Source organism: Myroides marinus, from assembly GCF_900109075.1.
GTDB lineage: Bacteria > Bacteroidota > Bacteroidia > Flavobacteriales > Flavobacteriaceae > Flavobacterium > Flavobacterium marinum_A.
The window spans coordinates 21,878-34,545 of the sequence record NZ_FNYS01000007.1; the positions used below are offsets into that span (position 1 = coordinate 21,878).

The window sequence follows — 12,668 nt, forward strand, 5'->3', positions numbered from 1 at the left end:
TCTTTTAGTATTAATCCTCTTTTAATAATTACTTACAAGGGGATTAAGCTAATTATTAATGCTTATCTTACTTCTTTTAGCAGTATTACCCTGTCTACTCACAACTATACATTGTCTTCTCCATATCATGATAGAACAGCACAGTCCAATGTTCTGCTTCCACTTGTATCTTCCACTCTGTACGCCATTTCATGGCTAGCTTACCGTCATAATCACTCTTAAAGGCCATATTGTATTCTAAGTAATTGTATTTTGGTAAATTGTCTGCTCCATAAAAGATAATTTGATCATCCTCTTTTACCCAAAACACCTGCATATAAGGTGAATGTCCTCCTACTACTTGATATGAGAAATGCTCATCAATATCTCCTTTATCCTCATTCATCCAAATAATATTAGGCAATGCTAATACCTCATCTAAAATATCGTAATCAAAAGACACATCATCCATGGATAATTCTGCAAAAGCAACTTCTCTACGCTGTATATAAATCTTCGCATTGGGATAACGGCATACATATCCACTATCTGTCTCTTCTACCAATCCATTGATATGATCCTTATGTAAATGTGATAATAGTATTCTGTCTATATCCAGAGGAGTTAATCCTTCCTTTGCTAATAACTCATCTATCTTGTACTTTCCATCTTCATTATACCCTAATCCTACATCTAAAAGCGTGTTATGTGTATCTGTAATTATTAAGAAGGGCTGAACAGCCAACTGTATTTCTGTGGTTAATACTTTATCTCCTATTGGCAAAAAGTTTTTTACCTCATCTTCATAAAAATCTCCTTCTTTTAGAGGAACTACTTTAATCATTGTCTTTGTGAGTTTAAGAATACAAAGATAAGGAGAATCACCAAATTGCTAAGATTGAACATAGAATATACTATATATCTTAATCATCTTTATAAAAAACGTACCTTTGTATTACCTCAACAACAAGGGATTACTTCTTTCTATATCCTTTCAAAAGAACACTCTATTATTTTCAATTCCTTTATTATTCTATATCCCATTTAGTCTCAGTTCTGTTTTATACACAATGATTCAATAGTGACTTAACTATGTGTCCGCAGTAACTCCGTTATTTCTATTATTTTAACGGACTCACTACGGACTCATCACGAACTCACAACGGAGTTATTCAAACTAAAACCCTAAAAAAACTTAACGATTAGAGCTACTACATAAAGTCAAAAAAATAATTAAACCTTTCGAGGTGAAGAAAAGAAAGGATTTTATGTTAGGCCAACACAGAAATAAACAGTTGATTTACAACAAATATACACAAAAAAGGCTTGTTCTATCTAATGATAAAACAAGCCTTTAAAACATTTAAAATTTCACTCTATTTCAATAGTACATTCTTTAGTTCCTCATAGTTCTTAATCACTGTACTTTTCTTTTCTCCATTCATAATTTCTTTTAATCCCTCAGGTATTGGGATTTCTATCTTTAATAAATCCTCTATACATTCAGGAAACTTAACAGGATGTGCTGTCCCTAAGAATACACCTGTGAAATCATCGTGTTGTTTAGCATGTTCCTTTATTCCAAGATATCCTACAGCTGCGTGAGGATCTAACATATAACCATCTTTCTGATACTGTTCCTTTATCATCGCTAGAGTCTGTGCGTCTGTAAACGAATAAGCTGATAAATCCTGATGTAACTCCTCAGCATCTTTAGCAAATAGCTCTAGAATACGCACAAAGTTACTTGGATCACTCACATCCATTGCATTCGATATCGTCTCTATAGTTTGCTTAGGTGCATAAGCTTTATTAGAAAAGAAACGCGGTATCGTATCATTGGCATTCGTAGCTGCAATAAAATGAGCTATTGGCAAGCCCATTTTTTGTGCTAGCATTCCTGCACAGATATTGCCAAAATTCCCACTAGGCACAGAGACAACTAATGGCTTATCTAAATGCTGAAGTTCTTTATACATTAAAAAGTAGTAGAACATCTGTGGCAACCAACGTGCAACGTTAATAGAATTAGCTGAAGTCAATCTACATTCTTTTAACTCAGCATCCAAAAAAGCGTTTTTTACCATTGCTTGACAATCATCAAAACTACCTTCTACTTCAATAGCTTTAATATTCTTACCTAATGTAGTCAACTGTTTCTCCTGGATACTGCTCACTTTTCCCTTTGGATAAAGAATCACAACCTCTATCCCCTCTACATCATAAAAACCATGTGCTACTGCTCCTCCTGTATCCCCTGAAGTAGCAACAAGAATAGTCACTTTCTCTTTTTTGCCTTTGACAAAGCTTCTCAAACATCTTGACATAAACCCTGCTCCGACATCTTTAAATGCCAATGTAGGTCCATGAAATAGCTCTAACGTATAGACATCTTTATCTATAGGTATTACAGGAAAATCAAAAGCTAAAGTCTCTGTTACGATTTGCAATAACTCCTGTTGGTCAATATCATCTCCAACAAAAGGGGTGATAACCTCTAAAGCTATTTGTTCTTTACTCAACTGTTTTATATTGTCAAAGAAGGCTTTGTCTAATCGAGGGACTTCCATTGGAAAGTACAGTCCTTTATCCTCCGCAATACCTTGTATAGCAGCTTCTCTAAAAGAAGTCGTAATCTGTGGGTTATTTAAACTGTAATATCTCATGGCAATACTTTTATTCCTTGTGAATTAATAGGTGATACGTGAATATCACATTCGTAATCTGCATCTTTCACTACCTCACGCATAGCTTGGGCTACTTTCTCTGCAGCTTCTTTCCCTCTACTCAAGGCAAACACAGAAGGTCCTGCCCCTGAAATACCTCCACCTAATGCTCCTGCATCATAAGCAGCTTGTTTTAACTCTGCATAATTAGGAATTAATAAAGAACGCTTTGGTTCTACGAACTCATCGTGTAATGAGTTTCCTATTAATTCGTAATTTGAAGTGTATAGTCCACAAATCAAACCACCTAGATTACCACATTGTTTAATGGCTTGTTTTAGCGTTACTGTTTGTTTTAATACAGAGCGAGCATCTTTTGTCTTCAACTCTATCTGTGGATGAATAACAGTAGCATATAGTTCCTCAGGAGCGTTAATATGCACAATATTTAAGGGGTCATAACTGTGTATAAATGCAAACCCTCCTAATAAAGCAGGAGCTACATTATCAGCATGAGGAGCACCACTTGCTAAGGCCTCTCCTTGCATAGCATAATAAATCAACTCTTTATTAGACAACGGACTACCACATAGAGCATTAATTCCATATACAGCACCAGCACTACTAGCAGCACTACTTCCTATACCACTACCTGCCTTAATGTTTTTATAGATTGTAATCTCGAAGCCAAAATCTGGTTGCAACTTCTCTATCAAAGCTAAGGCAGCCACTCCTGCTACATTCTTCTCTACCTCAAGTGGTAAGTCAGCTCCAATGATAGCCTTAATACGTACTCCTTTTTCTTCTGTTTTGGCGATTATCATTTCATCACCCACATTGTCTAAACACACTCCTAATACATCGAATCCACATGATAGATTTGCGATTGTAGCAGGACAAAATATCTTAATTTGTTTCATCTTATACTAGTTTACTTCCTATTCTTATTACATCAGCAAATATCCCTGATGCTGTTACTTCTGCTCCTGCACCCGCTCCTTTGATTAATAAAGGTTGTTCTTTATAGCGATCTGTGAAGAACAATACGATATTGTCTTTTCCTTCTAAGTGATAGAACGGATGAGCAGATTTGATTTCTTGTAAGCCTACGCAAGCTTTACCATCTTTTAATGTTGCAACAACTTTAAGACAAGCTCCTTTAGCCTTAGCGGCATCATATAGTCCTTTAAAGTGAGATTCTTCCTTCGCTAAGGCAGCTATAAAAGTATCTGCATCTTTAGCTTGCATACATGATTCTGGTAAAAAGTTAGCTACCTCTATATCTTCTTCTTCTACCCAGTAATTACTCTCTCTCATTAAAATCATCAGCTTGCGCTTCACATCTACACCACTCAAGTCAATCAGTGGATGTGGTTCTGTATATCCCTCTTGTTTTGCTAATGCTACCACATCCGCAAAGAGCTTAGTACCATTGTATTGATTAAAGATAAAGTTCAGACTTCCACTTAATACAGCCTGAATCTCTTTTACCTGATCTCCAGATGCTACTAGATTTTTGATTGTATCTATAATAGGCAATCCAGCTCCTACATTAGTTTCGTATAAGAAAGGAGCATTATATTTCTTAGAAAGTCCTTTTAATTCTTTGTAATAATCCATTGTAGATGAACATGCTATCTTATTACAAGTCACAACAGCGATACTCTTCTTAAGATACTCTCCATAAGTCATTGCAACCTCAGCAGTAGCAGTGTTATCCACAAATACACTATTGCGCAAGTTTAGTTCTTTGATTTTATCTAAAAAGCCTACCTGTGTCATCGGTACACCACAATTAGACAAATCTTTAACTTCTGATAGATTAAAACCATCTACATTAAAACACATCAACTTAGAGTTAGCAATCCCCACCACTCTAATATTTACTTTTAAATGTTCTTTTAGATAATGATGCTGTTTTACTATTTGTTCTAAAAACTTACCTCCTACATTTCCTATTCCCATTACAAATAGGTTTAACTGTACTACTACTTCTTCAAAGAAAGCTTCGTGTAATACGTTTAATGCTTTCTTGACATCTTTTTCTAAGATAACAGCAGAGATATTACGCTCAGAAGCCCCCTGAGCAATGGCACAGATATTAATATTATTACGCCCTAAAGCACTAAACATTCTACCACTCACCCCTTGATGCCCTTTGATATAATCTCCTACTACTGCTATAATAGACATTCCTAATTCTACGCGTACTGGTTTAACCTTCTTGTTTTGTATTTCGAATTCAAAAGCGGCGTTAATCACTTGCTCTGCTTTATCTGCATCTGCTGCGATAATAGCAAAACAAATAGAGTGCTCTGAAGAAGCCTGTGTAATGAAAATCACATTGATATCCTCAAGAGAAAGCACCTCAAATAATCGCTTAGAAATACCTGCTACTCCTACCATCCCTGGTCCTTCTAATGTCAATAAAGCAAGGTTATCAATATTTGTAATTCCTCTAACTGGATTAGGATCAGTACTACCTATTGTGCTCACTAAACTTCCCTCTGCTTCTGGTTCAAAAGTATTCTTCACTATCAGAGAAATACCTTTAGGTAATATAGGTGCTAAAGCTGAAGGATATAACACTTTTGCTCCAAAGTGAGATAGCTCCATAGCCTCTTGAAAGTTGATATGCTTGATAATTTTTGCTTGCTTTACTACTCTTGGATTAGCTGTATAAATACCGCTCACGTCTGTCCAAATCTCTAATTCTTTCAAATCAAGAGCAGCAGCGATAATTGCAGCTGTGTAGTCAGAACCTCCCCTACCTAATGTAGTAACCTCATCAGCTGCTGACTCTGCTATAAATCCAGGTACTATAGTGATAGCTGCAGGATTTTGTTTAAAGTATTCTACAATCAAAGCATCAGTAACTTCAAAGTTTACAGCTGCCTTTCCGAACTTGTCATTTGTCTTGATAAATGCTCCGCTATACCCCTGACGACAATCCTCTCCCTGAGCCTTCATCACCTCTGCAATTACATAAGATGATAAACGCTCACCGAAAGACATAATCAAATCTTTAATTCGAGGTGATAACTCTCTTAACAAATAACACCCTTGTAGCAATACTTCTAATTCATTCAAATCTCGTATAACGCTACTAAGAATACCCGCCTGCTGATTAACAGGGATTAACGCTCTCACTACTTCTAAGTGACGGTGGCTAATCTCTTTAAACTGATTGATATATTCCTCGTTATGAGCTGCTGCTTGTACAGCTGCTAGTTGTAATAAATCTGTTACTCCACTTAAGGCAGATACAACTACTATCACAGGTTCATTAATATTCTTAATGATGTCAACACATCTCTTTATATTCACGGCATTAGCTACTGATGACCCGCCAAACTTTATTACTTTCATAAAATTTCATTGATTTGTTTTTTCCAAAAAATCAGTAACTAATTGATACTATTGGTTTTGGACAATAAAAAATACAGCCGTTAATATATAAACGACCACAGACTATGGTTATATGTAATAATTTCCCCCTTTACAGGGTTGATGTAGATGACAACGATGACGATGATGTCAACGTAGAAGTAGTTACCGTAGAAGTGGTAAAGTTAGAAACGCGAGAAGTCTCACTACTAAAAATAGCAGTGTTTAAAACTGGGTTATATGTTCTAAAATTCGCGTTCATTGATAAGGCTAAGTTACCAAATCATTTTTTAAATAAACCAATAAAATATTGAAAGAATTCAAATGACTCCCTAAAATTATTCAACTAAAAACTATTCAAACTCAACAATATCAACGGATACAGAGTCTTTGAAAATATTTAAAAAAAATCACTAAAAGCATATAAAAACAAAGAACCTCATCACTAAAAGCAATGAGGTTCTTCCTTTTTTTGTCTTATTTTATGTGATGTTAAACATCATTTTCTGCTAAATAAGCGTACTTCTTTTGTCTATTTTGCCATCTTTCTTCTGCGTATTTTCGAAGGTCAACGATCTTGTCTTTTTCATCTATAATTTCAAAACCAAGTAAGGTTTCGATAATATCTTCCATACTGACTAAGCCATCTACTTCTCCATACTCATTTACAACAATAGCAATATGCTCGTGTTTCTCCTTCATCTTGTTCCATGTGTTGATGACATTGAGCTTTTCAGACACAAACAAAATGTCTCTCCTAATATCCTTTAGTTGTACATCGAACTTATCTTCTGCTAAGTACTCAAAAGCGACTTCTCTTAGTACATAACCTGTAATATTATCTTTTAAATCACTATAAACGGGAATACGAGAGAAGTGTAAAAACTCTTTATTCTTTAGGAACTCTCTTAAGGTCATCTCTTCATCTGCGCTTACCATCATAATACGAGGCGTGTGAATCTCATCAATACGCACAGCGTTTAGCTTAAATACGTTCTGGATGATCTTGTTTTCTTTTACACCTAAGATTCCTTCTTGTTCTCCAATACTTGCTAATGTAGCAATCTCTTCTCTACTGGTAGATGACTCTACATTCTTTTTACTTAATCGCTTAGTTAAAAAAGAAGACATTACGACCAACGGATAACTTACTACAACCATAGCAGAAATAACACTTGTCATAGATCCATAGATATCTTTTGCATAGTTAGCGCCTAATGTCTTAGGAATAATCTCTGTCAATACAAGGATTAGTAAGGTTAATACAGCAGATACTACTCCGAAATAAGCTTCTCCGAATACAATCGCTGCTTGAGCTCCTACTCCTGCTGCACCAACAGTATGTGCAATTGTGTTTAGAGATAAAATTGCCGATAAGGGCTTGTCAATATCTCCTTTAAGTTCAATCATCTTTACAGCTTTCTTATCTCCAGCTTCTGCCTTTGATTTTAGGAATGATGTTGATAAAGAAAGTAATGTTGCTTCTGCAATAGAACAGATAAATGATACTGCCAAAGCAAGAAACAAGTAAACTAATAATAATGTCATATAATTTTAAAATAACTATACAACAATACGGTGTTTATGAACAAAACAATGATTTAATTAATCAAAACCGACAAAATAACCGCTGAAACGTCAATATGAATTACTGATGTTTACTCTTGATTTTATATTAGGCTAATTGCTTGAGTTGATTTTCATAAAACAGCCCTATCTACTTATGGCTTAAGTATGTTGGATAATATATCCACTAACCTTGGTCTTATCGCACCAGAAGACATAACACAATCCACCACTGCCGTAGTACACTTCGCTACCTTTTACATCAGGAACTTCAGAGTCTAGCTGCATAATGAACTGCATCTTCTCTCCACTAATCGGGCAAGTCAATACATCTCCATTCTGTATCCACGAAGGTTCTCCACCTATTCTAAATAAGTTCTCACGGCTATTACTACTTGCCCAAGACTGGAAATACCAACGGGCATCAGCAGGAGCTATTTGTACTTGTGTAGGTACCATCGCATTTTCTTCTACCCATTCGATAGTCATTAAGTCTCCTATCTTATGAGGATTTCCTTGTTCGTCGTGTTGATAGAATACTATACCATTTTCGTTTAATTCTCTTAAATGACAGCCTAATACCAGTTTTGGTAATCCTGTAATAGGCAAACCATCAAGAATATAATCAAACGTAATCATATGCATCATAGGATTGTTTTCGTCCTCCGTGATATAACCTCCCATAGCAAAGTGTAGTCCTGTAGGTGTACCATTCCACGTAGGGTGATCTGTGCGATTGAGGTGTACATTATTGGGCTTGTTCATATAGTTTGGTTGAAACAAGATGTGATAAACCTTGTCTTGACAATAACGCTTTACCACACCATTCTCTCTACACAAACCTACCATTTCTAAGTACCCATCAATATAATCGTCTGTACTACCATAACTACTTAATTCAATCTCTAAAGCATGAGGAATAAGTTGTTCTATTATAGAAATGTCTCTTGACTCTATCAAACAGCTAAATAGTTTCTCTTTAGTCGCTCTATCTGTATCTACAGCCAAAAAACGCTCTAAATAGGGTTGTAATTGAGTTGTAGGTAAATAACGCCAATAGTAATCTGCGTAATAACTCTCTCCGTTGGGATTGAGTTCCAATAGTTCTTTTGTATAAGGATGTAGAATAAGAGGCAATTGAATACTTGCATATTCGATTACACTCTCTGCTAATTTACTTTCTTGTTGTTGTAACAGTGTAATCGCTGTCTTCACCAACTCGGCAAAATGCTCTTCACTAATATAGCTCAATGCACTATCAAAAAGCGTTGAACTCTTCGTATTATTAGTCAAAAACTCCAAACAAAAGGTATACATCTGTTCTTCGTCTTTCATCAATGCTCTCAGTTGGTTATACACATCTGGTGTCTTCCACTCTGTCAATTTAAAATCAACAGCTAATTGCTTTCCTTTGTTCATAAAGTTACTTGTTTAATAAAGCGTCTATTCTACTTAATGCCTCTTCGGTAGAGATACCCTCATAAAACTCTTTGACAAAGATAGAATCTCCTTGATGTGGCAGTATCGTTGGTATTCCTTTGCTATTATCTACCTCAACATTAGTTGGTAATCCAAATGAGGTATTAGCAGGATAATTGGGTAGATTAGTGACTAACCAACCAAAATAAGTAGTCTTGTACTCTTTGTCTTCGTAGTGTTCATAGTAATCTTTCATACTTGTCTCACTTACACTTACCCAAACACCGTAATCCAAGTATTGACAAGCATCATACACATATTGCGTTAATACTCCTCTCAAGTACCACTGCGTTTCTTCTCCTTCTTCGATACAACAAATTTCTTTTGTCAATTCTGCATTAGCCTGCTCCTCTTCAGACAAGGCTAAATAAGGATCAGGTGCTCTAAATACTAATGCTGGCCAATCTTCATGTTCTTGACCGCAGTCTGCACATATATATTTCATTAGAATGCTCCGTTTTCAATTATAAACTGATACCCCTCGTCATCATTACCTTCTAAAATGGCAATCTCTCTATAAATAAGCTCTTCTAAACTCATTGCAACAACAGTGCGTTCCCACGACTCATTTTGCAGTTCTACAATCTGCCCGTATGTTCCTGTATCACTTGGGTCTGTATCCATTAGAAGATAGTCTCCATTCTTTCCTTCTGCAATAGGTATCCACTTCGGATTAGCATAACTTGTACACTTTAGTCGACTATCGAAATTAGCTAACAGCTCCTCGTCTACTTCTTCATCCTCGTCAAATAGTCCATTCACTTCCTCCCACTCATTGACTATATTCTCAAATGGCAGCAAGTCGTACCCCCAACCATTTGCTCCTAAACGAATAGCTGAAGTCACAGCGTTCCACTTGACATTACCTGCTTTATAGAAATTAACTAATAGCTCAGGCAGTACAACCTCTTCTTCTTCTAACTGCTCTTCTACAGCATTCAATTGTTCTTGTGTAATACCATGCGTAGGGTTGTAATACTTATTATCTACTCCTACTTTATTCTCTATTGCAGTCTTCCATTCTTTCCACACAACTTCTAAGTATTCATATCCTTCTTCTAAAGGTAAGGTATCAACTACTTCTTCTACAGCCTCTTCATATTTCTGAAGAGATAAAGAGATAAACTGATCATTTCTAATATTATACCACACTGTTACGTCATCAAAGACAAAGGCTCCAGTATCATCACTGTCCCAAAGTTTGATGCGTTCTTTTTTATGGTTGTTGTAATACGCCATTGGATCTGTCTCTCCATTTAGGTATAACTGTCCTACAAAAGGATATTTGGCAGCGCTACTGTAATCTTCTACTATATAGGTTACTTCGATAGTATCTATTGATGCTCCATCTTTTGCAAAAGCACGTAAGCCCAATGTATGCCAGATATAAGCTTCATTATACAGCCCTACAAATGTCTCTGCTTCTCCAAACAGATTAAATAATTCTTCCTTAGAAATAGGAAAACTATACTTTGTCCCATTTATCTCAAATCCATTTGATGTAAAATCAAATCGTATCATATTCTTTCTCTTTGTGGGCTAAAATACTACTATTTTTAAATAGCACCTTCACGGAATACAGGGAAGTTTTACTACTTTTATGAAAACTACCACCATGAAAACATATACCTTACAAACGGAGAGATTAATACTTAATCAGCCTCATACAGACGATATATCTCGTTTAGTAGAGATTATGAAAAACCCTATCTATAACAAAAACACAACCAATATCCCTTTTCCTTACACTAAGGAGAATGGTGAGTTTTGGGTAAACTTAGTGGTAGATAATTTAGCATCTGGGAATGCGTATATCTTTGCTATTCGCCTAAAAGACAATCCTACTATCATAGGAGGAATAGGTCTGGGAATAGACAAGGCTAACAACAAAGCCGAAATGGGCTATTGGCTGGATGAACAATATTGGAATACAGGAATGGTAACTGAAGCTGCAAAAGCTTTAATACAGTTTGGTTTTGACACTTTGCAATTACACAAAATATTTGCCACTCACTTTACTTACAACGAAGCTTCGGGACGCATTATGCAAAAGATAGGAATGCAACAAGAGGGTGTATTAAAAGGACAAATATTGAAGAATGAAAAGTATTTAGATCTTATAGCTTATGCGATAATAAAAGAATAAATCATGGAGAACAAAAATCAATTAATTAAGATAACAGTGATTGGTATTCTAATAGTATGGATATTACCTCATTTTCTGATGTTATTTTCAAGAAACATTTACTTCTATACTATTATTCATTCTCTGATTTTTAGTAGTGTAGTTCTTTATTTGTTTAAGTATTATAAAACTTATCGAATAAAGACTTTTTACCTTTTCATTTTTGCTTTTGGACTACCGATTCTTTTATACTCTTTAGATTTTTTATGGAATCAAATTTATTATCTTTTCAATACGAAAGAGAAAGAAGAGATTCTCAATTTCACAAGTACTTTCAAATATGAAGGTTTTTACGCGAATATGGAGCGATTCTACTCACCTTTAGAATATTCGATTATTGATGCAATAACCAATAAGTCTATGAGAGAAATACATGGTTTTATTAAGTACGACCGCTATGGCTTGGCTCTTCTAATCTTTTGTCAATACCCTGTTGTCTTATTAATTGGTTTTTTGAAAAAGACTTCTAAAACTAATTAATAGCAACTACGTTTTAATACAGTTAGAAATTATTAAGAACTTATAATAAAAGCAAACGCCTAATATCATCTATTAGGCGTTTGCTTTTATTATTTCTTTTTTGACTCTAATTTTTGATAGACTTTATTAATCATATTTATTGTCATATTTTCTTCTGTAGCCATATTCACTGTAATATCTATTGTATCTTCCATTGACTCAATAAAACCTTTCTCGATATTATAAACTACTTCTTTCTTTCCTATTCCATTCATCTCAGAATACTTAGTAGATTTACTAGTTGAAGAAATTTTAGAGTCTATCGTGAAGTAAGCCTTTCCATCTACTATCTTATACAGTTTCATTTCTTCTAACGTAGAAACTTCTACTACATTCTCATCTGATAATGCGATTTTCTTCTTGCTATTTCCTTTGTAAACCTCATTCACTTTAAGTGCTGTATTACCAAAACCGTTAAAGAACAATTCGTTTAACGCTTCTATCACTTCTTTACTTGATGGTTTAAATTGCTCGTTTATTACCTCTGTATATTTCACCCCTCGTCTTTCTGCTACTCCTGTAGCAACATTCTGTAGTCCATCTATTTTCTCAACATCTTTTTGTTTACTCCCTTCAAAAGATCTGCTTGTACTATTGACTAAATCAAGTTGAAAGTTAGACTTCTTCTTTCCACCATCTTTCCAATGTACAATATACTGTCCATTCATATCCGTAGTCTCATAGCGGGGATACACACCGCCTTCCTTCTTCATCTTCTCTATCATTTCTGGGTTCCCCATTAAATTGGAAGTAGTACTATTCTTACCTGTTATACTAACTTCATAACTTGTACCTGCTTGTAGATCAAAATTCATACGCAGTGACTCTTGTGCATACGTCTGTAAAGAGGCAAATACACAGCCAACAAAAAACATTACTTTTTTCAT

General features: G+C 35.1%; 10 protein-coding genes. 1 reads left to right on the forward strand and 9 read right to left on the reverse strand.

Features of this window, described 5'->3' with window-relative positions; genetic code table 11:
• Positions 1-94: 94 nt before the first annotated feature.
• From BMX53_RS09020 to BMX53_RS09060, 8 genes are all read right to left on the reverse strand, one after another.
• Positions 95-823: an MBL fold metallo-hydrolase gene (locus tag BMX53_RS09020; RefSeq protein ID WP_074745871.1), complete on the reverse strand. Its 729-nt coding sequence runs from the start codon at positions 821-823 to the stop codon at positions 95-97.
• Between the two features lie 532 nt (positions 824-1,355).
• On the reverse strand, positions 1,356-2,645 hold the full coding sequence (thrC, locus tag BMX53_RS09025; RefSeq protein WP_074745873.1) for a threonine synthase: 1,290 nt from the start codon (positions 2,643-2,645) through the stop codon (positions 1,356-1,358).
• The gene (locus BMX53_RS09030; RefSeq protein WP_074745875.1) at positions 2,642-3,565 is read right to left on the reverse strand and encodes a homoserine kinase; all 924 of its coding nucleotides are present in this window, start codon (positions 3,563-3,565) and stop codon (positions 2,642-2,644) included. The genes thrC and BMX53_RS09030 overlap by 4 nt, the downstream gene beginning before the upstream one ends.
• 1 nt (position 3,566) lies before the next feature.
• Positions 3,567-6,014, reverse strand: coding sequence for a bifunctional aspartate kinase/homoserine dehydrogenase I (gene thrA, locus BMX53_RS09035; protein WP_074745877.1), 2,448 nt, complete (start codon positions 6,012-6,014; stop codon positions 3,567-3,569).
• 510 nt (positions 6,015-6,524) lie between these two features.
• Entirely contained in the window at positions 6,525-7,580 is a 1,056-nt protein-coding gene (locus BMX53_RS09045) for a CNNM domain-containing protein (protein ID WP_074745880.1), read from the reverse strand.
• Positions 7,581-7,760: 180 nt separating this feature from the next.
• On the reverse strand, positions 7,761-9,017 hold the full coding sequence (locus tag BMX53_RS09050) for a hypothetical protein (protein ID WP_074745882.1): 1,257 nt from the start codon (positions 9,015-9,017) through the stop codon (positions 7,761-7,763).
• A gap of 4 nt (positions 9,018-9,021) precedes the next feature.
• Complete coding sequence (locus BMX53_RS09055) at positions 9,022-9,522, reverse strand: DUF2199 domain-containing protein (RefSeq protein WP_074745884.1); 501 nt, start codon at positions 9,520-9,522, stop codon at positions 9,022-9,024.
• Positions 9,522-10,598, reverse strand: a complete 1,077-nt coding sequence (locus BMX53_RS09060) for a DUF7738 domain-containing protein (protein WP_074745885.1) — start codon at positions 10,596-10,598, stop codon at positions 9,522-9,524. Before BMX53_RS09060 ends, BMX53_RS09055 begins: the two co-directional genes overlap by 1 nt.
• 94 nt (positions 10,599-10,692) lie before the next feature.
• Here BMX53_RS09060 and BMX53_RS09065 point away from each other — a divergent pair, with 94 nt between their 5' ends.
• Positions 10,693-11,223: a GNAT family N-acetyltransferase gene (locus tag BMX53_RS09065; protein WP_074745887.1), complete on the forward strand. Its 531-nt coding sequence runs from the start codon at positions 10,693-10,695 to the stop codon at positions 11,221-11,223.
• Positions 11,224-11,831: 608 nt separating this feature from the next.
• Here the strand turns inward: BMX53_RS09065 and BMX53_RS09075 are convergent.
• On the reverse strand, positions 11,832-12,668 hold the full coding sequence (locus BMX53_RS09075; RefSeq protein ID WP_074745891.1) for a hypothetical protein: 837 nt from the start codon (positions 12,666-12,668) through the stop codon (positions 11,832-11,834).

What these genes read in the sequence shown, in the direction of transcription:
- BMX53_RS09020 (WP_074745871.1), bottom strand. Translation starts at nt 823, where the DNA reads ATGATTAAAGTAGTTCCTCTAAAAGAAGGAGATTTTTATGAAGATGAG.
- thrC (WP_074745873.1), bottom strand. Translation starts at nt 2,645, where the DNA reads ATGAGATATTACAGTTTAAATAACCCACAGATTACGACTTCTTTTAGA.
- BMX53_RS09030 (WP_074745875.1), bottom strand. Translation starts at nt 3,565, where the DNA reads ATGAAACAAATTAAGATATTTTGTCCTGCTACAATCGCAAATCTATCA.
- thrA (WP_074745877.1), bottom strand. Translation starts at nt 6,014, where the DNA reads ATGAAAGTAATAAAGTTTGGCGGGTCATCAGTAGCTAATGCCGTGAAT.
- BMX53_RS09045 (WP_074745880.1), bottom strand. Translation starts at nt 7,580, where the DNA reads ATGACATTATTATTAGTTTACTTGTTTCTTGCTTTGGCAGTATCATTT.
- BMX53_RS09050 (WP_074745882.1), bottom strand. Translation starts at nt 9,017, where the DNA reads ATGAACAAAGGAAAGCAATTAGCTGTTGATTTTAAATTGACAGAGTGG.
- BMX53_RS09055 (WP_074745884.1), bottom strand. Translation starts at nt 9,522, where the DNA reads ATGAAATATATATGTGCAGACTGCGGTCAAGAACATGAAGATTGGCCA.
- BMX53_RS09060 (WP_074745885.1), bottom strand. Translation starts at nt 10,598, where the DNA reads ATGATACGATTTGATTTTACATCAAATGGATTTGAGATAAATGGGACA.
- BMX53_RS09065 (WP_074745887.1), top strand. Translation starts at nt 10,693, where the DNA reads ATGAAAACATATACCTTACAAACGGAGAGATTAATACTTAATCAGCCT.
- BMX53_RS09075 (WP_074745891.1), bottom strand. Translation starts at nt 12,668, where the DNA reads ATGAAAAAAGTAATGTTTTTTGTTGGCTGTGTATTTGCCTCTTTACAG.